This is a genomic window from Streptococcus cristatus, assembly GCF_003943815.1.
Classification (GTDB): Bacteria; Bacillota; Bacilli; order Lactobacillales; family Streptococcaceae; genus Streptococcus; species Streptococcus cristatus_F.
On the sequence record NZ_RJNA01000013.1, the window covers coordinates 13,772 to 32,558 of the forward strand.

Annotated in this window: 23 protein-coding genes, 1 tRNA gene and 1 pseudogene; 20 read left to right on the plus strand and 5 right to left on the minus strand. The window is 42.3% G+C overall.

The annotated features are described in order from the left end of the window. Nucleotide 1 precedes the first annotated feature (1 nt). From D8872_RS08455 to lepB, 6 genes and pseudogenes are all read left to right on the plus strand, one after another. Nucleotides 2–1,315 carry a glycosyltransferase family 4 protein gene (locus D8872_RS08455; RefSeq protein WP_125390615.1) on the plus strand — a complete coding sequence of 438 codons (1,314 nt, stop codon included), beginning with the start codon at nucleotides 2–4 and terminating at the stop codon, nucleotides 1,313–1,315. A 36-nt stretch (nucleotides 1,316–1,351) separates the two neighbouring features. Then, on the plus strand, nucleotides 1,352–1,717 hold the full coding sequence (locus tag D8872_RS08460) for a hypothetical protein (protein ID WP_125390616.1): 366 nt from the start codon (nucleotides 1,352–1,354) through the stop codon (nucleotides 1,715–1,717). 136 nt (nucleotides 1,718–1,853) lie between these two features. After that, nucleotides 1,854–1,977: pseudogene (locus D8872_RS11045) on the plus strand (AAA family ATPase); the annotation flags it as partial. Between the two features lie 73 nt (nucleotides 1,978–2,050). Continuing rightward, the gene (locus D8872_RS08465) at nucleotides 2,051–2,407 is read left to right on the plus strand and encodes a hypothetical protein (RefSeq protein ID WP_125390652.1); all 357 of its coding nucleotides are present in this window, start codon (nucleotides 2,051–2,053) and stop codon (nucleotides 2,405–2,407) included. Nucleotides 2,408–2,498: 91 nt separating this feature from the next. Beyond that, nucleotides 2,499–4,448 (plus strand): threonine--tRNA ligase, encoded by a 1,950-nt coding sequence (gene thrS, locus D8872_RS08470; protein ID WP_125390617.1) that lies wholly within the window; start codon nucleotides 2,499–2,501, stop codon nucleotides 4,446–4,448. Between the two features lie 152 nt (nucleotides 4,449–4,600). Next, nucleotides 4,601–5,158 (plus strand): signal peptidase I, encoded by a 558-nt coding sequence (gene lepB, locus D8872_RS08475; protein ID WP_125390618.1) that lies wholly within the window; start codon nucleotides 4,601–4,603, stop codon nucleotides 5,156–5,158. A 26-nt stretch (nucleotides 5,159–5,184) separates the two neighbouring features. Here lepB and D8872_RS08480 read toward each other — a convergent pair whose 3' ends face one another. The 3 genes from D8872_RS08480 to murT are packed head-to-tail and all read right to left on the minus strand — an operon-like array spanning nucleotide 5,185 to nucleotide 7,585. Further along, nucleotides 5,185–5,442: a LapA family protein gene (locus D8872_RS08480; protein ID WP_045499381.1), complete on the minus strand. Its 258-nt coding sequence runs from the start codon at nucleotides 5,440–5,442 to the stop codon at nucleotides 5,185–5,187. 14 nt (nucleotides 5,443–5,456) lie between these two features. Then, nucleotides 5,457–6,242: a lipid II isoglutaminyl synthase subunit GatD gene (gatD, locus tag D8872_RS08485; protein WP_125390619.1), complete on the minus strand. Its 786-nt coding sequence runs from the start codon at nucleotides 6,240–6,242 to the stop codon at nucleotides 5,457–5,459. Further along, complete coding sequence (gene murT / locus D8872_RS08490; RefSeq protein ID WP_125390620.1) at nucleotides 6,242–7,585, minus strand: lipid II isoglutaminyl synthase subunit MurT; 1,344 nt, start codon at nucleotides 7,583–7,585, stop codon at nucleotides 6,242–6,244. The genes gatD and murT overlap by 1 nt, the downstream gene beginning before the upstream one ends. Nucleotides 7,586–7,692: 107 nt before the next feature. On the opposite strand from murT, the gene cdaA reads away from it, so the two are divergent. From cdaA to D8872_RS08520, 6 genes are all read left to right on the plus strand, one after another. Beyond that, nucleotides 7,693–8,550: a diadenylate cyclase CdaA gene (cdaA, locus tag D8872_RS08495; protein ID WP_125390621.1), complete on the plus strand. Its 858-nt coding sequence runs from the start codon at nucleotides 7,693–7,695 to the stop codon at nucleotides 8,548–8,550. Beyond that, the gene (locus D8872_RS08500; RefSeq protein ID WP_125390622.1) at nucleotides 8,537–9,286 is read left to right on the plus strand and encodes a CdaR family protein; all 750 of its coding nucleotides are present in this window, start codon (nucleotides 8,537–8,539) and stop codon (nucleotides 9,284–9,286) included. The genes cdaA and D8872_RS08500 overlap by 14 nt, the downstream gene beginning before the upstream one ends. Before the next feature lie 29 nt (nucleotides 9,287–9,315). After that, on the plus strand, nucleotides 9,316–10,668 hold the full coding sequence (gene glmM, locus D8872_RS08505) for a phosphoglucosamine mutase (protein ID WP_125390623.1): 1,353 nt from the start codon (nucleotides 9,316–9,318) through the stop codon (nucleotides 10,666–10,668). A 195-nt stretch (nucleotides 10,669–10,863) separates the two neighbouring features. Beyond that, entirely contained in the window at nucleotides 10,864–10,992 is a 129-nt protein-coding gene (locus D8872_RS08510) for a DUF4044 domain-containing protein (protein WP_065426516.1), read from the plus strand. Between the two features lie 52 nt (nucleotides 10,993–11,044). Then, nucleotides 11,045–12,355, plus strand: coding sequence for a GTPase ObgE (gene obgE / locus D8872_RS08515; RefSeq protein ID WP_125390624.1), 1,311 nt, complete (start codon nucleotides 11,045–11,047; stop codon nucleotides 12,353–12,355). A gap of 11 nt (nucleotides 12,356–12,366) precedes the next feature. Next, nucleotides 12,367–12,522: a hypothetical protein gene (locus D8872_RS08520; RefSeq protein ID WP_125387654.1), complete on the plus strand. Its 156-nt coding sequence runs from the start codon at nucleotides 12,367–12,369 to the stop codon at nucleotides 12,520–12,522. A 160-nt stretch (nucleotides 12,523–12,682) separates the two neighbouring features. On the opposite strand, the gene D8872_RS08525 is transcribed toward D8872_RS08520, so the two are convergent. Together D8872_RS08525 and D8872_RS08530 are read right to left on the minus strand one after the other, a co-directional pair. Next, a complete protein-coding gene (locus D8872_RS08525) occupies nucleotides 12,683–12,925 on the minus strand; it encodes a type B 50S ribosomal protein L31 (RefSeq protein WP_048763695.1) in 243 nt (80 codons plus the stop codon). 104 nt (nucleotides 12,926–13,029) lie between these two features. Beyond that, nucleotides 13,030–13,965: a DHH family phosphoesterase gene (locus D8872_RS08530; protein WP_125390625.1), complete on the minus strand. Its 936-nt coding sequence runs from the start codon at nucleotides 13,963–13,965 to the stop codon at nucleotides 13,030–13,032. A 105-nt stretch (nucleotides 13,966–14,070) separates the two neighbouring features. On the opposite strand from D8872_RS08530, the gene D8872_RS08535 reads away from it, so the two are divergent. The 8 genes from D8872_RS08535 to D8872_RS08570 all read left to right on the plus strand — a co-directional run bounded on the left by D8872_RS08535 (nucleotide 14,071) and on the right by D8872_RS08570 (nucleotide 18,787). Continuing rightward, on the plus strand, nucleotides 14,071–14,511 hold the full coding sequence (locus D8872_RS08535) for a flavodoxin (protein ID WP_125390626.1): 441 nt from the start codon (nucleotides 14,071–14,073) through the stop codon (nucleotides 14,509–14,511). Nucleotides 14,512–14,634: 123 nt separating this feature from the next. Beyond that, on the plus strand, nucleotides 14,635–16,017 hold the full coding sequence (sufB, locus tag D8872_RS08540; protein WP_125390627.1) for a Fe-S cluster assembly protein SufB: 1,383 nt from the start codon (nucleotides 14,635–14,637) through the stop codon (nucleotides 16,015–16,017). Between the two features lie 216 nt (nucleotides 16,018–16,233). After that, on the plus strand, nucleotides 16,234–16,500 hold the full coding sequence (locus D8872_RS08545; protein ID WP_125390628.1) for a chorismate mutase: 267 nt from the start codon (nucleotides 16,234–16,236) through the stop codon (nucleotides 16,498–16,500). Further along, the gene (gene crcB, locus D8872_RS08550) at nucleotides 16,497–16,871 is read left to right on the plus strand and encodes a fluoride efflux transporter CrcB (protein ID WP_125390629.1); all 375 of its coding nucleotides are present in this window, start codon (nucleotides 16,497–16,499) and stop codon (nucleotides 16,869–16,871) included. Before D8872_RS08545 ends, crcB (D8872_RS08550) begins: the two co-directional genes overlap by 4 nt. Continuing rightward, entirely contained in the window at nucleotides 16,868–17,194 is a 327-nt protein-coding gene (gene crcB, locus D8872_RS08555; RefSeq protein ID WP_185761408.1) for a fluoride efflux transporter CrcB, read from the plus strand. The genes crcB (D8872_RS08550) and crcB (D8872_RS08555) overlap by 4 nt, the downstream gene beginning before the upstream one ends. A 118-nt stretch (nucleotides 17,195–17,312) precedes the next feature. Further along, entirely contained in the window at nucleotides 17,313–17,660 is a 348-nt protein-coding gene (gene rplS, locus D8872_RS08560; protein WP_005590628.1) for a 50S ribosomal protein L19, read from the plus strand. A 40-nt stretch (nucleotides 17,661–17,700) separates the two neighbouring features. Beyond that, nucleotides 17,701–17,772, plus strand: a tRNA-Arg gene (locus D8872_RS08565). A gap of 373 nt (nucleotides 17,773–18,145) precedes the next feature. Beyond that, nucleotides 18,146–18,787, plus strand: a complete 642-nt coding sequence (locus D8872_RS08570; protein WP_125390631.1) for an amino acid ABC transporter permease — start codon at nucleotides 18,146–18,148, stop codon at nucleotides 18,785–18,787.

Genomic DNA, 18,787 nt, shown 5'->3' on the forward strand with positions numbered 1-18,787 from the left:
TATGCGGATTGGTCTTTTTACAGATACCTATTTTCCTCAGGTTTCCGGGGTGGCGACGAGCATTCGCACCCTCAAGACTGAGCTAGAGAAACTAGGTCACAAAGTCTTTATTTTTACTACGACGGACAAGGATGTCAACCGCTATGAAGATTGGCAGATTATCCGTATTCCCAGCGTGCCTTTCTTCGCTTTTAAGGATCGGCGCGTGGCTTATCGTGGCTTTTCCAATGCCTTAGAAATTGCTCGCCAGTACCAGCTGGATATTATCCATACTCAGACAGAGTTTTCGCTGGGCCTTTTGGGCATCTGGATTGCCAAGGAACTGCGGATTCCAGTGGTTCACACCTACCATACCCAGTATGAGGACTATGTGCACTATCTTGCCAAGGGCATGGTAATTCGTCCGAGTATGGTCAAGTACATCGTGCGTGGTTTCATGAGCGATTTGGATGGAGTTATTTGTCCTTCTGAGATTGTCTACGATCTTTTGGTCGGCTACAAAATCAAGGCGGAAAAACGGGTCATTCCAACAGGAATCGACTTGGCCAAATTTGAGCGCCCAGAACTCTCACGGGAAGACATCGAGAAACTGCGCTTTAAGCTGGGCATAGCAGAAGACGAAATCATGTTGCTCAGTTTATCAAGAATCTCCTATGAGAAAAATATCCAGGCGATTGTTGAAGCACTGCCAATGGTTTTGGAAGAAAATGCCAAGGTGAAGTTGGTCATTGTCGGAGATGGACCTTATGCTGAGGACTTAAAAGCCTTGGTAGCCCAGCTTCATATTGAGGATTCAGTCATTTTTACAGGGATGATTGCGCCGAGTGATACGGCCCTCTACTATAAGGCGGCAGATTTCTTTATCTCAGCCTCAACCAGCGAGACGCAGGGGCTGACTTATCTGGAAAGTCTAGCCAGCGGTACACCCATCATCGCCCATGGCAATCCATATCTGGACAATGTGATCAGCGATAAAGCCTTTGGTACGCTTTATTATGAAAGTAGAGATTTAGCAGGAGCTATTTTGGAGGCCATTTTGGCAACACCAGATATGGACGAGAAAAAGCTAGCTGATAAATTATACGAGATTTCAGCTGAGAATTTTGGTCGCCGAATCTATGAATTCTATTTGGATTTGACTATTAGTAAGGATTTTCATAATGATCTCAATCCAGAAGAAACGATGGCCAAACGCTTGGCCAAGACCATTGTCTATTTACCAGGAAAAATCATGTCACTGCCGGTAAACAGCTCAACTAGGATGATAAAAGCATCTAAGAAGCAGATCAAAAATATTCGGAAATATTGGGAATAAACTTTCTCATAAGGCCTAATGAACGGAGGTGCTTTTATGAAAGTCTATAAAAAAGAAATTTTCTTTTTGCTCCCCCTTTTCTTTTTCTATTTTGTCTTTTATATACTGTTACGGTATGTTCCAATGGATTCCATCTTAAGTAAGGGGCTAGTAGTTGGAAATGTTCTCATCTACTCTCCTCTGGCGACCCTGTTGGTGTCATTGCTCTATGCAGCTTTATATGGATTTTCTTTGCGCTTTTCTTTCTTGGTTGCCCTTTTATTTTTCCTGACTATTTTCACCTTTGGGGAGTGGATTCCTCTTTATCATGCCACCTATTTCCTATGCTCACTAGCTGGAAATGGCTTGGGGCATGTGATTTATCGATTTACTAGGAAAAATAGCAGAGCTGAAAACCAATAAAAGTTCTTGCAAATTTTTTCAATCGTGCTATAATAATTTTTAGAGACATATCACCTGCAGGAAATCTTTTAGAGAGCGCGTGGAGCTGGAAATCGCGCAGAGGATGCAGTTGGGACTACTCTACTGACTTTTATGAAAACATAAAACGGTGGCTACGTTAGAGCCAATCAGAGGTGTAGGTCTTTTTGACTTGCATAAATGAAGGTGGAACCACGTTGCGACGTCCTTTCGAGGATGTCGTTTTTTTATATGGAGAATAGTTACGACAAAGTTAAAATGAAATTTAGCTAAGAGCTGAATGAGGTGATAGATTTGAAGAAATATTTATCTTGGATGATGGCTTCTACCTTCCTTATAGTCTATGTCTGGCTAATGAAAACTCTCAGTCTATGGGGGACGGAAAATATTGTCGTCTTTTCATTTTTTCTACTCATTCCTCTCTTGCCATTTCTTGCCCCCTTTCTTGGTATCTTAATGTTTTTCAACAACAAGAAACTCATTATAACAGGATATCTTTTAAGTTTGACAGCTGCTATCTATTTGGTCAATGCAATCAAAAGTTATCCGATAAGAATATACATGAGAGGTGAGATGACTCAGGAGGAATATCTGTCTCTTATTCTTTCCTTGGTAGGCTATTTATTTATTTCTACGCTTTTCTTTATTTTTAGAATGAAAAAGCTAAAATGAAATTGATTGTTATTATTCTTTGTTGATAGCTGGTTTCCCAGTTCTTCAAAACTCAGTTATAAAAATATGATAAAATTTTAAGGAGAAAACCATGATTAAGATTACTTTCCCAGATGGCGCTGTTCGTGAATTCGAATCTGGCGTGACTACTTTTGAAATTGCCCAATCTATCAGCAATTCCCTAGCGAAAAAAGCCTTGGCTGGTAAATTAAACGGCAAACTCATTGACACGACTCGTGCTATCACTGAAGATGGAAGCATCGAAATCGTGACACCTGATCACGAAGATGCCCTTCCAATCTTGCGCCACTCAGCTGCCCACTTGTTCGCCCAAGCAGCTCGTCGCCTCTTCCCAGACATTCACTTGGGAGTTGGTCCTGCTATTGAAGATGGCTTCTACTACGATACCGACAATACGGCTGGTCAAATCTCTAACGAAGACCTACCTCGTATCGAAGAAGAAATGCAAAAAATCGTTAAAGAAAACTTCCCATCTATTCGTGAAGAAGTATCGAAAGATGAAGCGCGTGAAATCTTCAAAAACGACCCTTACAAGTTGGAATTGATTGAAGAACACTCTGAGGACGAAGGCGGTTTGACTATCTACCGTCAGGGTGAATATGTAGACCTCTGCCGCGGACCTCACGTTCCATCAACAGGCCGTATCCAAATCTTCCACCTTCTTCATGTAGCAGGTGCTTACTGGCGTGGAAATAGCGACAACGCGATGATGCAACGGATTTACGGTACAGCTTGGTTTGACAAGAAAGACTTGAAAAACTACCTTCAAATGCGTGAAGAAGCTAAAGAACGTGACCACCGTAAACTTGGAAAAGAGCTTGACCTCTTCATGATTTCACAAGAAGTTGGTCAAGGACTTCCATTCTGGTTGCCAAACGGTGCGACTATCCGTCGTGAATTGGAGCGTTACATTGTCGACAAAGAATTGGCTTCTGGCTACCAACACGTTTACACTCCACCACTTGCTTCTGTAGAGCTTTATAAGACTTCTGGCCACTGGGATCATTACCAAGAAGACATGTTCCCAACCATGGATATGGGTGACGGGGAAGAGTTTGTCCTCCGCCCAATGAACTGCCCACACCACATCCAAGTCTTCAAACACCATGTTCACTCTTACCGCGAATTGCCAATCCGTATCGCTGAAATCGGTATGATGCACCGTTACGAAAAATCTGGTGCCCTCACTGGTCTTCAACGTGTTCGTGAAATGTCTCTCAACGACGGCCACCTCTTTGTAACTCCAGAACAAATCCAAGAAGAATTCCAACGTGCCCTTCAGTTGATTATCGATGTTTATGAAGACTTCAACTTAACTGAGTACCGCTTCCGTCTCTCTCTTCGTGACCCTCAAGATACTCACAAGTACTTTGACAACGATGAAATGTGGGAAAATGCACAACACATGTTGAAGGCAGCTATGGATGATATGGAACTGGACTACTTTGAAGCTGAAGGTGAAGCAGCCTTCTACGGACCAAAATTGGATATCCAGGTTAAGACTGCCCTTGGAAAAGAAGAAACCCTTTCGACTATCCAGCTTGACTTCTTGCTTCCAGAACGCTTTGACCTTAAATATATCGGAGCTGATGGGGAAGAGCACCGTCCAGTTATGATCCACCGTGGGGTTATCTCAACTATGGAACGCTTCACAGCTATCTTGATTGAGAACTACAAGGGTGCCTTCCCAACATGGCTTGCACCACATCAAGTGACCCTCATCCCAGTATCTAACGAAAAACACGTGGACTATGCATGGGAAGTGGCTAAGAAACTCCGTGACCGTGGTGTCCGTGCTGATGTGGATGAGCGCAATGAAAAAATGCAGTTCAAGATTCGTGCATCACAAACGAGCAAGATTCCTTACCAATTGATCGTTGGAGATAAGGAAATGGAAGACGGAACGGTCAATGTCCGTCGCTACGGTCAAAAAGAAACACAAACTGTTTCAGTTGATGATTTTGTTCAAGCTATCCTAGCTGATATCGCCAACAAATCACGTGTGGCTAAAGAAGATTAAAATAAGAAAGGCAAATTCGATTGAGGGAGCTCCTCAATAGGCTTTGCCTTTTCATTTTTTACAATTTTGTTAAACGTAATCCTCTCTCATCTCAGTGTTTTGTCTAATCCCATGAAAAATGATATAATAGAATAAAAGGACAGGGGAGAGAGATGTTAAAGAGAGATTTACTGAGAAATATTATCATTGTGACGGTATTTATTGCCATTCTAGTGGGATTACGCTTGTTTGTCTATACACCTTATCGCATCACCAAGCAAGATGCCAATTCTTTCTTAGCGGAAAATGATTTGGTCTTGGCGGATAAGACAGCCAAGCTTGCTCGTGGGGAATTTGCTCTCTATGAGGTCGATGGAAAAGAGTATGTCGGTCGTGTTATTGCTATGGAAAATGACAAGGTGACCTATATGGATAACTTGCTGTATCTGAACGATCAGGTGCAATCAGAGCAATATATCGAAAAGATGCGAGAGAAATATCTGGCTTCAGCTGCCAGCACGGGCTATTATACCCACGATTTTTCTGTTGTTGACTTAAAAGGAGCGACTTCTGATGTTATCCCTAAAAATTCTTTTTTAATCTTAAATGATCGGCGAGAAAATACGAAAGATAGCCGTGAGTTTGGTCTGATCAAAAAAGAGCAGATTAAGGGCAGTGTAGAATTTCGCGTTTCTCCCTTAAATAAATTTGGTTTTATTGAAACGAAGTAGCAAAAAACTAGGCTGGAAATTCCAACCTAGTTTTCTTTTTGAGATGTTTTAAGACTTTCTTTGGTTTTCTTAAGCTCTTTTTTCAGCGAGAAGTTTTTAGACATGCTGATGAGAAAGGTTGTAATAGAGCCTAGGAGGACAGAGACCAAAATCAAAATGATTAAGGGAAGTTTAAAACTGAAGAGGATAAAGCTAACATTGACGCTCTGCATATTTGCCAAGGAAATGCTGGCAACCAATAGGATGGTAATCAATAGCAGGATATAGTGTAATTTTTCTTTCATAATGATTCTCCTAATTATTCAAATTCAGCCTTGCTCTTGATATCGCCATATTCTTCTTGAGTTTCTTGAGCTAGGATATCTTCATAAGCTGCTAATTCAATGTTAGAGCTATACTTGTTTTTCAGAGCAGTAGTCACGAGACGGTAGGCCAGATTCGCATTGCGGGACAAGATAGGGCCATGGAAGTAGGAGCCGAAGACATTTTTATAATGAACGCCTTCATTGCCGTCTTCTTGGTTATTTCCATTTCCATAGACGACCTTGCCTAGCGGTTTTTCATCGTCAGAGAGAAAGGTCCGGCCTTGGTGGTTTTCAAAACCATAGTAGGTCTCGTTAAATTCTTCGTTATGAATCTTAATATCACCAATATAGCGATTCTTGACTTGGTTGAGAGTATAATGTCCCATGATGCCCAGACCTTCGATTCGACGGCCAGAAGCCTCGATATAGTATTGGCCAAGAAGTTGGAAACCGCCGCAGATAGCTAGCACAACGCCGTTTTCATTGATAAAGCTTTCCAAAGCTTCTTTTTTAGCTGGCAAGTCACGAGCCACGATCGTTTGTTCATAGTCTTGACCTCCGCCAAAGAAGACGATGTCATAGCTATCCTTATCAAAGTCATCCTCTAGGGAGACGATATCAACCTCAACCCTAGCGCCTAGCTTTTCAGCTACATACTTGAGCATAAGGATATTACCGTTGTCGCCATAGGTATTCATAAGGTCGCCGTAGAGATGAGCAATTTTTAAGTCATAGTGATAATCCTGATTTTCAGGAGAAACGAGGGATCTATAAACCATTAGTTCATCTCCTTTCTGATTACTTGTCGCTCTGCTAGCAACTCGCGGAATTCCAGCATGGCGGTATAAGTAGCTAAGATATAGGCATGCTTGGTTTCTTGCTCCTCAATCAACTTAAAAACTGCTTCCAAATCTTTGACTTCGGCAATCTGATCTGCTGGATAGCCCGTCACGCGCAGTCGACGAGCAATCTCTGAGTGGCGGACTCCGCCTGCAATGACCTGAGGAATATTCATTTCTAGAATTTTCTCAAAATCAGCATCCCAGATCCAGCTAGTATCAATACCGTCCGCATAGTTGGCATTGAGCAGGACAGATAGGCTAAAATCAAAAGGTGCCAGTTCAATCATTTCCAAGGCTTGGGTGGCTCCGACCGGATTTTTGATTAAGACCAAGGTACATTCCTTATCGCCGATTTTGAAAGTTTCCTGACGGCCAAAGACAGCCCGGCTCTTGTCAAAGCCAGCCTTGATGGTAGCCGGCTCAACTCCGAAGAACTGAGCAACTGACACAGCGGCCAAGGCATTGTAGATATTGTAGAGACCACCGATATTAATCTGATAGTCTTGTCCATCAATGGTAAAGGCAGAGCGATTGTGCTCAAGTGCTTTGAGAGCGGTCAGGCTGTAGTCAAGCTTAGGGCGCTTGAAGCCGCAGTCCTCACAGATGTAAGCTCCGAGATTTGCATAAGTATTGAGCTCGTACTTGAGGATATGCTCGCACTTAGGACAGAGGATACCCTCGGTATTATAGTGCGCCAGCTTAGCCTGGCTTTTCTCCGTGTCAAAACCATAGTAGCGGACAGGATTCTTCAGGCTGACCGAGTTAAAGAGCGGGCTGTCACCATTCATCAGTACAGTCGCTTCAGGTACTTTAGCTGCAGCATCTAAAATCATCTGGTAGGTCGTGTAGATCTCCCCATAGCGGTCCATCTGGTCGCGGAAAATGTTGGTAAAGACGAAGAGGCTAGGCTTGATATAATCACAAATCCGAGACAGGCTGGCTTCATCGATTTCCAGCACTGCGATATGTTTGCCAGATTTCCCTTTTTTAGCTGTCAGGAAGGTTGTGGTAATCCCGGTAATCATATTGGCGCCGCTGGGATTGGTCACCACTTCTCCGAAAGCTTCCTTGAGAATGCCCACAGTCAAAGCTGTAGTCAGAGTTTTTCCGTTGGTTCCAGTAATAACCACAACTTCGTAGTTCTTGGCTAAGTTTTGCAGAATGTTTTTGTCAAATGTGAGGGCAACTTTCCCTGGTAGAGTCGAGCCGCGTCCCATTTTGCTGAGAACAAAGTGGGAGGACTTGCCTGCCAAGAGGCCCAATGCTGTATTTATCTTCATAAGAAATATTTTATCATAAAAAAGTAAAGAAGGTTACAGAAAAATATCCTTAAAAGTGATATAATGGTTGAGAACTGTTTGTTTTTGACTGGGAGGGCCACTATGCAATGAACTTTCAACAATTAACCAATCTCCAATACTGGGCTAATGTATTCAGTAATCCTTGGAATATTTTAATCAACATTATTGATATTGCTCTAGTTACATGGATTTTATATCATTTTACTAAAGCAATTGCCGGAACCAAAATTATGATTCTGGTTCGGGGAGTGCTCTTCTTTATCTTGGCACAGTTTTTAGCGAATATCATTGGTTTGACGACCATTTCATGGTTGATCAATCAGGTTATTACCTACGGGGTTATTGCGGCGGTGGTGATTTTNTCGCCTGAGATTCGGACTGGTCTTGAAAAGCTGGGTAGAGCGACCGAGATTTTTTCTGTTGCTCCAGTCAGCAGTGAGGAAAAATTGATTCAAGCCTTTGTCAAGGCAGTAGCTTACATGAGTCCGCGTAAAATCGGTGCCTTGGTGGCTATTCAAGGCGCTCGAACGTTGCAGGAATATATTGCAACGGGAATCCCACTGGATGCGGATATCTCTGGGGAACTGTTGATCAATATTTTCATTCCCAATACGCCTCTGCATGATGGGGCGGTTATTATCAAAGATAATAAGATTGCTGCTTCGTGTGCCTATTTGCCGCTTACAGAAAGCACAGGTATTTCCAAGGAATTTGGGACTCGTCACCGGGCTGCGATTGGCCTTTCAGAAGTTTCAGATGCCTTTACTTTTGTCGTGTCTGAGGAGACAGGCGGTATTTCTACGACACATAATGGAGTCTTCAAGCATGACTTGAGTTTGAGCGAGTTCGAATCACAACTTCGGGAAGTTCTCTTATCAGACAAGCATGAGAAAATAAGCCTAAAGAATCGTATCCTAGGAGGATGGAAGAATGAAACAAAGTAAAAAAATTCTCTATATTATCTCCTCCTTATTTTTTGCTTTAGTTTTGTTTATTTATGCGACGTCTAGTAGTTTTCAAAACAGTATCAGCATTCGCCAAGTGACCTCGGAAACTTACAGCAATACGATTTCTAATGTCCCGATTGATATCAAGTATGATAGTGAACGATACTTCATTAGCGGCTTTACCTCCGAAGCTAGTGTTGTTTTGACGGGTTCTAATAGAGTGGCTTTAAGTAGCGAAATGCAAGAGAGTACACGGAAGTTCCATGTGGTAGCGGATTTATCCAATGCATCAGAAGGAACAGTCGAAGTGCAGCTGAAAGTCGAAAATCTACCTAGCGGCCTGTCTGCTACGGTCAATCCGCAAAAAATTTCAGTCAAGATAGGTAAAAAAGCAAGCAAGAAAGTGCCAGTGAAGTATCTCATCACAGGCAGTCAAGTTGCAGAAGATATCTCTATCACAAATGTGAGCTTGGAGCACGAAGAAGTGACAGTGACAAGCGATGAAGAAACTTTGGAAAAAGTTAATCATGTCGCAGCAGTCTTACCAAGCAACGTCACTATTTCAGGAAATTATAGTGGGGCAGCTTCCTTGCAGGCCATGGATGTCAATGGGAATGTTTTGCCAAGTGTTGTGACACCGTTTGAAACAACGATGAAAGTTACGACCAAAACCACACATTCGAATTCGTCAAGCTCAAAATCGAGCTCAAGTTCGAATTCATCTAGTAAATAAATGCAAGATTTGAAAGGAAAATTTTAAAAATGGGTAAATATTTTGGAACCGATGGTGTTCGTGGAGAAGCCAATGTGGAATTAACGCCGGAATTGGCCTTTAAACTGGGCCGTTTTGGTGGATATGTTCTGAGCCAACACGAAAGTGAAGTTCCTCGAGTGTTTGTTGGCCGTGATACACGTATTTCGGGAGAAATGCTGGAGAGTGCCTTGATTGCAGGTCTGCTTTCTGTGGGGATTCACGTCTACAAACTTGGTGTGATTGCTACTCCAGGTGTTGCATACTTAGTTAAATCCGAAAAAGCTAGCGCGGGTGTCATGATTTCGGCTAGCCATAACCCAGCTCTTGATAACGGCATCAAATTCTTTGGTGGCGATGGTTATAAACTGGATGATGAGCGCGAGCTTGAAATCGAAGCTTTGCTGGACGCAGCAGAAGATACACTTCCTCGCCCAAGTGCTGAAGGCTTAGGAAAAGTCATGGATTATCCAGAAGGCCTGCGTAAGTACCAACAATATCTTGTTTCAACAGGTTTAGATCTTGAAGGAATGCACGTTGCCCTCGATACGGCAAATGGCGCTGCTTCAACTAGCGCCCGTCAAATTTTTGCTGATTTGGGTGCCCAGCTGACTGTTATCGGAGAAAATCCAGATGGTCTCAACATTAACTTAAATGTAGGCTCCACTCATCCAGAAGGCTTACAGGAAACAGTCCGTGAGTCGGGAGCAGCGATTGGTCTCGCTTTTGATGGTGATAGTGACCGTTTGATTGCTGTTGATGAAAATGGCGATATTGTAGATGGTGACAAGATTATGTACATCATCGGCAAGTATCTGTCTGAAAAAGGCCAATTGGCTCAAAATACAATTGTGACTACGGTTATGTCCAACCTTGGTTTCCACAAAGCCTTGGAGCGCGAAGGCATCAATAAAGTAGTGACTGCTGTCGGCGACCGCTATGTGGTAGAAGAAATGCGCAAGAACGGTTATAATCTAGGTGGTGAGCAATCTGGACATGTCATTATCATGGATTATAATACCACTGGTGATGGTCAATTGTCAGCGGTGCAATTAACCAAAGTGATGAAAGAAACTGGCAAGAGCTTGTCTGAACTTGCGGCAGAAGTGACCATTTACCCACAAAAATTGGTTAATATTCGTGTCGAAAATGCTATGAAAGATAAGTCAATGGAAGTACCAGCTATCAGAGACATTATTGAAAAAATGGAAACTGAAATGGCAGGAAACGGCCGTATCCTTGTCCGCCCAAGTGGGACAGAACCGCTTCTGCGTGTCATGGCTGAAGCTCCAACTCACGAAGAAGTGGACTATTATGTGGACACAATTGCGGATGTTGTCCGTGCTGAAATTGGTATCGAATAAAAGTCAAAAGATTGGAGAAGTCTCCTATTTGGAGTGAGTTCTTCAATCTTTTTAAATTATTTTCATAAATATCCTTTAGAATTCTTTGGCTAATAGAGCAAAATCTCTCTTTTTCTTTTTCATCTCGTAAATATTTGAAAAAGTATGCTAATCGTGTTAAAATATAGGGAGTAATCTAGGAATTGAGGTAATAAAGTGGCTTTTGGAGATAACGGACAACGTAAAAAAACTGGATTTGAAAAATTGACAATGCTGGTCGTGGTAATCATGTTACTTGTAACGATTGGTGCAATTTTTGCACAAGCTATCGGCGTAATCTTCTAATCCTAAACGCTGCAAGGCGTTTTTTTAGAGTAAAAAAGAAGCGAGAATTTATATGAGTATGTTTTTAGATACAGCCAAGATTCAGGTCAAGGCTGGCAAAGGCGGCGATGGCATGGTAGCCTTTCGCCGAGAGAAATATGTACCCAATGGCGGACCTTGGGGCGGCGATGGCGGTCGTGGTGGTGATGTGATTTTTGTCGTGGATGAAGGACTGCGCACCTTGATGGATTTCCGTTACAATCGTCATTTCAAGGCTCAATCAGGCGAAAAAGGAATGACTAAGGGAATGCATGGTCGAGGAGCGGAGGATTTGATTGTCCGTGTACCGCAGGGGACGACCGTGCGTGATGCTGAAACTGGCAAGGTCATTACGGATTTGATCGAGCACGGTCAACGTTTTGTCGTGGCGCATGGTGGTCGTGGCGGTCGTGGCAATATTCGCTTTGCTACACCTAAAAATCCTGCTCCGGAAATTTCTGAAAATGGGGAGCCTGGTCAGGAAAGAGAATTACTGCTGGAGCTAAAAGTGCTGGCCGATGTTGGTTTGGTTGGTTTTCCTTCGGTTGGCAAATCAACCCTTCTAAGTGTGATTACATCAGCCAAGCCCAAAATCGGAGCCTATCACTTTACCACGATTGTTCCTAATCTGGGTATGGTTCGGACTCAGTCTGGGGAATCTTTTGCTGTAGCCGATCTGCCAGGGTTGATCGAAGGAGCCAGTCAGGGAGTGGGCCTAGGTACCCAGTTTCTTCGTCATATCGAGCGGACACGGGTCATTTTGCACGTTATTGATATGTCTGCCAGTGAGGGACGCGATCCTTATGAGGATTATCTTGCAATCAATAAAGAGCTGGAATCCTATAATTTGCGCTTGATGGAACGGCCGCAGATCATTGTAGCCAACAAGATGGATATGCCTGATAGCGCAGAAAACTTGAAAGAATTCAAGAAAAAACTGGCTGCCAATTATGACGAATTTGAAGAGTTGCCGCAGATTTTCCCTATTTCTAGTCTGACCAAGCAGGGGCTTGCCACGCTCTTAGATGCGACGGCTGAGTTGCTGGATAAGACACCTGAGTTTCTACTTTATGAAGAATCCGATATGGAAGACGAAGCTTATTATGGCTTTGATGAAGAAGCGCCAGCCTTCGAAATCTCTCGTGATGATGATGCTACATGGGTGCTTTCAGGTGATAAACTAGAAAAACTCTTTACAATGACTAACTTTGACCGTGATGAATCCATCATGAAATTCTCTCGTCAGTTGCGCGGTATGGGCGTTGACGAAGCACTTCGTGCGCGTGGTGCCAAAGACGGAGATTTGGTGCGCATCGGTAAGTTTGAGTTTGAATTTGTTGACTAAGGAGATATGTAATGGGTGATAAACCAATATCTTTCCGAGATGAAAATGGCAATTTTGTCTCAGCAGCAGATGTTTGGAATGCAAAAAAGCTGGAAGAACTCTTCAACCGGCTAAATCCAAATCGTAAACTTCGCCTTGAGCGAGAAAAATTGAAAGAAGATCAATAATTGAAACCAATCCTTTGAGATGAAGGAATGAGTGATAGTAGTCATGCTGCCTCATTCCAGATTTCAAAGGATTTTTTATTGGAAAAAACAAAAAAAAAGCCAAATCCGATTTCTCGGAAATGGCTTTGTATCAACGTTCTTTTTAATGTCAATACGGTTCTTATTTGAGACCGTATTTTTTGTTGAAACGATCCACACGTCCATCTGCTTGAGTGAACTTTTGACGTCCAGTGTAGAATGGGTGTGAGTCTGATGAAATTTCGACACGGATCAATGGGTAAGTCTCACCTTCGAATTCAACAGTTTCGTTTGAACGTTTAGTTGAACCGCTAAGGAACTTGTAGCCAGTAGTAGTGTCCATAAATACAACTTGACGGTATTCTGGGTGAATGTCTTTTCTCATTTTAAAAATTCCTTTCTGCCATGGACTCTTTGCGAGCCATAGATTAGTTACTTTGATAGTTTATCAAATTCTAAATGATTTGACAAGTCTTTTGGATGATTTTCTTACTTTTTTGCACTTTCTTTTAATTTTTGATAAATTAAGTCCACTTCATCTTTGGAATAAGCATTGGCACCGCTGGCAAGTGGATGGCCGCCGCCGTTGTGTTGCTTGGCAATTTCATTGATTGGAGTAAACTTACTGCGCATCCGCACACGATAATGGCCGTCAGGCTGTTCGACAAAGATGGCCCACATCTGGACATCTTCGATCCGTCCGGGTGCAGCTACAATAGCTGAAGTATCAGCATCTGTCAGCTGATTTTCTTTCAATAACTGCTGCGATAGGATGACACGCGCAGCACCATTTTCATCCACTTCCAGATTATCGTACACATAACCTTGGAGTTTGGCAACTTGATGGGTGATGGAGTCCATTTTTCGAGAAAGCTCTGAAAAATTAAAAGCGTATTGGCGAAGTTTTCCAGTAACCTCAAATGTGCGTGCAGTAGTCGCTGGATAGAGGAAACGCCCTGTATCTCCGACAATACCAGCATAGAGAAGTTTGGCGATAGAGTCATTTACTTCTAAGCGATTTTCGAAGGCAAAAAGAGCGATAAGCTCGCTGGTACTGCTAGCATCTGTATCAACCAGCAGCAAGTCTCCGTAGATATCGTCGTTGGGATGATGGTCGATTTTAATTAAAAAGTCGCCCATGCTATAGCGTTTATCATCAATACGAGGAGTGTTGGCTGTATCGCATACGATTACCAGGGCTTGCTCATAGTCAGTATCGGCCACCTCATCCATCTTGGCCAGCCAAGTAAGGGTTGGTTCGTCATAACCTGTCACTTTGATGGATTTTTCAGGAAAGTTGAGCTGGAGAAGCTTTTGTAAACCGACTTGACTGCCAATCGCATCTGGATCAGGGCGCATGTGGCGGTGGATGATAATTTTATCGTACTCTTTAATTTTTTTCAGAATTTTGCTATAGATACTCATTGTGAACCTCTTAAACTTTCTCTAGTTATTGTAGCACAAGAATTTTTATTTTTAAAATAAAAAAGATGTGTTATAATGAATGAAGATTATAATTTGGAGGGAACTATGACCTTAGCGAAAATTGTATTTGCCAGTATGACTGGAAACACCGAGGAAATTGCCGATATTGTGGCGGATAAGCTAAGAGAACTAGATGTAGAAGTTGAAGTGGACGAGTGTACCACTGTCGATGCAGAAGATTTCTTGGAAGCGGATATTACGATTGTAGCGACCTATACCTACGGTGACGGTGAGTTGCCGGATGAGATGATGGACTTTTACGAAGACTTGTCTGGATTGGACTTGAATGGCAAGGTCTACGGAGTGGTCGGTTCAGGCGATACTTTTTATGATGAATTCTGCAAGGCTGTTGATGATTTTGATGCTGTTTTTGCGGCTACAGGAGCAGTGAAAGGTTCAGAATGTGTCAAAGTAGATCTTTCTGCAGAAGAAGATGATATTGAGCGCTTGGAAGCATTTGCGGAAGAGTTGGTAAGTAAAGTTTAAAGTGACAATATGGAGAGCGGCTGTGGCCGTTTTTCTTGTGTTAAAGTATTATTTTCTGACAATTCTCATGATTAGGAGTATAATATAGGTGAGCGTTATCCCTTAGATAAAGGAGGAGTTCCTATGAAAGAACGCGACTATGCCTTTGGCTTTCATGATGATGTCAAGCCACTCTTTTCAACTGGTAAGGGCCTGACTGAAGAAGTTGTTCGAGAAATCTCCGAAATAAAAAATGAGCCCCAGTGGATGTTGGATTATCGCCTCCGCTCTTTGGAACTTTTTCATAAGCTACCCATGCCTAACTTTGGACCAGATTTATCAGGTATTCGCTTTGATGATATTATCTACTATCAGAAACTAAGCGGAGATCGGGCTCGTAGTTGGGATGAAGTCCCAGAAGAGATTAAGAAGACCTTTGACCGCTTGGGAATTCCAGAAGCTGAGAAGCGCTTTCTATCTGGAGCTGTGGCCCAGTACGAGTCGGAAGTCGTTTACCACAATATGAAGGAAGAGTTTGCCAAGTTGGGGATTATCTTTACTGACACGGATACGGCTGTTCAGGAATATCCAGACTTGGTTAAGCAGTATTTTGGTACTGTGATTTCAAATGCTGAGCATAAATTCTCTGCGCTTAATAGTGCAGTTTGGTCCGGCGGCACCTTTATCTATGTGCCTAAGAACGTCCAGTGTCAAGTTCCTGTTCAGACCTATTTTCGAATCAATGGTGAAAATGCCGGCCAGTTTGAGCGCTCCTTGATGATTATCGAGGAGGGCGGCTCTATCCAGTATATCGAGGGTTGTACAGCACCGACTTACACAAGCAATAGTCTTCATGCGGCAAATGTCGAAATCATTGTCAAAAAGGATGCCTTTTTCCGCTATACAACCATTCAAAACTGGTCGGACAATGTCTATAACCTCGTAACGGAGCGGGGGATGGTTGAGGAAGGCGGCACCTTAGAGTGGATTGATGGAAACTTAGGCAGCAAGGTCAATATGAAATATCCCTGCAGCATTCTTAATGGACGAAATGCCAGAACCTCTGTCCTCTCTATGTCCTTTGCCAACTATGGCCAGCACTTGGATGCGGGTTGTAAGGTTTTTCATAATGCGTCCAAGACTTCCAGTACCTTAATTTCTAAATCAGTGGCCAAGGATGGCGGCAAGACCGACTATCGTGGTCAGGTTCGCTTTGGTAAGAATAGTGCAGGCTCCAAATCTCATATCGAGTGCGACACCATTCTGATGGATGGTGAGTCTAGTTCTGATACCATTCCTTTTAATGAAATCCATAATTCCAATGTCGCGCTAGAGCATGAGGCCAAGGTTTCCAAAGTGTCTGAGGATCAGCTCTACTACCTGATGAGCCGTGGCATTAGCGAAGAAGAAGCAACAGCAATGATTATCAACGGATTTATGGAACCCATTACCAAAGAACTACCAATGGAATACGCCGTCGAACTCAACCAACTCATCAACATGAGTATGGAAGGCTCAGTTGGTTAAAAAGGTCCAGCGGACCTTTTTAATCTGCGGATAAAAACTCGCTTAAGCGAGTTCTCCTTAATCCAAGGTCCGGAGGACTGTGTTAGGTTGCAGATAAAAACTCGCTTAAGCGAGTTTTCTTTTAATTTAAGGTCTTTAGGACCTTTTTTATTTAGGATAAAACTAGAACATTTTACTATTTTTTGATATGATAGATAGAATATGAGGAGGAATGAGATGACGTTAGAAGAAATCAGACAGGAAATTGACCAAGTAGATGACGCACTCGTTGCCTTACTAGAGCAGCGTATGAATCTGGTTGGCCAAGTTGTGGCTGTTAAAAAATCAACTGGGAAGGCCGTCGCAGATCCTAAGCGAGAAGAAAGGATCTTTGCTGGAGTTGCGAGCAAGATTGAAAATAAGAACTATCAAGAAACGATTCTTGCGACCTTTGCGGACATCCTAAAGCATTCACGTGCTTTTCAGGAGAAGCAAATAAGATGAGTGAAGTAAAAAATTCTTTGGCAATCTTCCTAGCAGCGATGCTAGGCGGTTTACTCCGTTATCAATGCTCTTCCTTTTTCACATTCACGGGACATTTTCCTCTAGCGACACTTTTAGTCAACAATTTGGGAACTTTCTTGTTAGTCTATTTGGTTAAAGGCTATCTCAGTCGCAAGCAAGTTTCCAAGCGTTTGTTATTGGCTTTGTCGACGGGATTTTGTGGCGGCTTGACAACTTTTTCAGGTCTTCTATTAGATTCGCTCAAATTGCTGGATTTAGGCCGTTATCCAGAATTGATCGTATATCTTGCCTTGAGTATCGGCGGCAGCCTTTGTATTGTTTTATGGGCTGGAAGGAAGGTGACCGCATGATTTGGTTTTTGCTCATTGCTTGCGGTCTGGGAGCTCTTGTTCGTTACTTTTTTTCCAAGGTTAATAGCAGAGCTTCTTTGCCAGTAGGAACCTTGATAGCTAATGTACTGGGAGCCTTTTTGATTGGATATTTTTATAATCATATCCAAGATAAACAGTTGTATAGCATTTTAGCAACTGGCTTCTGTGGCGGTTTAACAACTCTTTNCACTTTTAATGCGGAATTAGCAGAGCTGTTCTCAGATAAGAAGAAATTTAGCCTCTATCTGATGCTGACCTATTTTTTAGGGTTTTTAGCCATTCTTTTAGGAATTTTTATCTAAAAATCTTTACTTTTGCTAGAATTTTGATATAATATACTTTGTGCATAAATGGATGCACTAAAAAAACGGCTAATCCGCTGTCGTCTAGAACTACAAGATTAGCAAGATAGGAGAAAAAATGAATCCATTAATCCAAAGCTTGACTGAAGGTCAACTTCGCTCAGATATCCCTGCATTCCGTCCTGGTGACACTGTCCGCGTTCATGCGAAAGTTGTCGAAGGAACTCGCGAACGTATCCAGATCTTTGAAGGTGTCGTTATCGCTCGTAAAGGTGCTGGTATCTCAGAAAACTACACAGTTCGTAAAATCTCTAACGGTGTAGGTGTTGAACGTACTTTCCCAATCCACACTCCACGTGTTGACAAGATTGAAGTCGTTCGTTACGGTAAAGTTCGTCGTGCTAAATTGTACTACCTTCGTGCATTGCAAGGTAAGGCAGCGCGTATCAAAGAAATCCGTCGTTAATATCAGAAATGACTCTGTCACTTGGCAGAGTTTTTCTCTAGTCCCCTTAGTTCAATGGATATAACAACTCCCTCCTAAGGAGTAGTTGCTGGTTCGATTCCGGCAGGGGACATAAATATTAAAACTACGTTCAAATGAACGTAGTTTTTTTAGTGAATTTGTTGAAAACGCTTTGAATTCCGTTGCCTTTTTATAGAAATAAGAGTAAAATATAGTTATTATAGTAAATAAAAAGCACTGATTCGGTGCTCACTTTTTCAAGTTGTGTACGGACAAAAACCTTATTTTAACTTTGCTGTGTTGTTTTGAATGGTTTCAAAACGACACGAAGCTCCCCATAGTCCAATAAATCCGATTCTTGAAAGGAGAGTCGGATTTTAGTTTTGTTTGATTTCGATTTTCTTGCTATAAATTTTTTGCAATATCTGCTTGTATTTTCTTGAGATTCTGTTATTATGGTATAATATTTATTTAGGAGGAAGAGAATGAGCTATATTTTGGAAATTTTACCCAGTCTTCTAAGTGGAGCGGCAACCACCTTGCAAGTGTTTGCTTTGGTCTTGGTTTTTTCGATTCCTTTGGGAATTATGCTGGCTTTTTCGATGCAAATTCGCTTGAATCCCCTGCAATGGCTGCTTCATATTTACATTTGGATTATGCGTGGGACGCCGCTTTTATTGCAGTTAATCTTTATTTACTATGTGTTGCCAAGTATCGGCATTCGACTGGATCGGATTCCTGCAGCGATTATTGCCTTTACACTAAACTACGCTGCTTATTTTGCAGAGATCTTCCGTGGCGGTATTTCTTCCATTCCGACTGGACAGTACGAAGCTGCGAAGGTTTTGAAATTTACTCCTGTTCAGACGATTCGCCTGATTATTTTGCCGCAGGTTGTAAAAATTGTGCTACCTAGTGTCTTTAATGAAGTCATGACTTTGGTGAAAGATACCTCTTTGGTGTATGCTTTAGGTATTTCAGATTTGATTTTGGCTAGTCGTACAGCGGCCAACCGTGATGCAAGTCTGGCACCGATGTTTGTTGCAGGATTGATTTATTTACTCTTAATCGGTCTGGCTACGCTGGTTGCAAAACAGGTCGAAAAGAAATTTAGTTATTATAAGTAG

What these genes read in the sequence shown, in the direction of transcription:
- D8872_RS08455 (WP_125390615.1), top strand. Translation starts at nt 2, where the DNA reads ATGCGGATTGGTCTTTTTACAGATACCTATTTTCCTCAGGTTTCCGGG.
- D8872_RS08460 (WP_125390616.1), top strand. Translation starts at nt 1,352, where the DNA reads ATGAAAGTCTATAAAAAAGAAATTTTCTTTTTGCTCCCCCTTTTCTTT.
- D8872_RS08465 (WP_125390652.1), top strand. Translation starts at nt 2,051, where the DNA reads ATGATGGCTTCTACCTTCCTTATAGTCTATGTCTGGCTAATGAAAACT.
- thrS (WP_125390617.1), top strand. Translation starts at nt 2,499, where the DNA reads ATGATTAAGATTACTTTCCCAGATGGCGCTGTTCGTGAATTCGAATCT.
- lepB (WP_125390618.1), top strand. Translation starts at nt 4,601, where the DNA reads ATGTTAAAGAGAGATTTACTGAGAAATATTATCATTGTGACGGTATTT.
- D8872_RS08480 (WP_045499381.1), bottom strand. Translation starts at nt 5,442, where the DNA reads ATGAAAGAAAAATTACACTATATCCTGCTATTGATTACCATCCTATTG.
- gatD (WP_125390619.1), bottom strand. Translation starts at nt 6,242, where the DNA reads ATGGTTTATAGATCCCTCGTTTCTCCTGAAAATCAGGATTATCACTAT.
- murT (WP_125390620.1), bottom strand. Translation starts at nt 7,585, where the DNA reads ATGAAGATAAATACAGCATTGGGCCTCTTGGCAGGCAAGTCCTCCCAC.
- D8872_RS08500 (WP_125390622.1), top strand. Translation starts at nt 8,537, where the DNA reads ATGAAACAAAGTAAAAAAATTCTCTATATTATCTCCTCCTTATTTTTT.
- glmM (WP_125390623.1), top strand. Translation starts at nt 9,316, where the DNA reads ATGGGTAAATATTTTGGAACCGATGGTGTTCGTGGAGAAGCCAATGTG.
- obgE (WP_125390624.1), top strand. Translation starts at nt 11,045, where the DNA reads ATGAGTATGTTTTTAGATACAGCCAAGATTCAGGTCAAGGCTGGCAAA.
- D8872_RS08520 (WP_125387654.1), top strand. Translation starts at nt 12,367, where the DNA reads ATGGGTGATAAACCAATATCTTTCCGAGATGAAAATGGCAATTTTGTC.
- D8872_RS08525 (WP_048763695.1), bottom strand. Translation starts at nt 12,925, where the DNA reads ATGAGAAAAGACATTCACCCAGAATACCGTCAAGTTGTATTTATGGAC.
- D8872_RS08530 (WP_125390625.1), bottom strand. Translation starts at nt 13,965, where the DNA reads ATGAGTATCTATAGCAAAATTCTGAAAAAAATTAAAGAGTACGATAAA.
- D8872_RS08535 (WP_125390626.1), top strand. Translation starts at nt 14,071, where the DNA reads ATGACCTTAGCGAAAATTGTATTTGCCAGTATGACTGGAAACACCGAG.
- sufB (WP_125390627.1), top strand. Translation starts at nt 14,635, where the DNA reads ATGAAAGAACGCGACTATGCCTTTGGCTTTCATGATGATGTCAAGCCA.
- D8872_RS08545 (WP_125390628.1), top strand. Translation starts at nt 16,234, where the DNA reads ATGACGTTAGAAGAAATCAGACAGGAAATTGACCAAGTAGATGACGCA.
- crcB (WP_125390629.1), top strand. Translation starts at nt 16,497, where the DNA reads ATGAGTGAAGTAAAAAATTCTTTGGCAATCTTCCTAGCAGCGATGCTA.
- rplS (WP_005590628.1), top strand. Translation starts at nt 17,313, where the DNA reads ATGAATCCATTAATCCAAAGCTTGACTGAAGGTCAACTTCGCTCAGAT.
- D8872_RS08570 (WP_125390631.1), top strand. Translation starts at nt 18,146, where the DNA reads ATGAGCTATATTTTGGAAATTTTACCCAGTCTTCTAAGTGGAGCGGCA.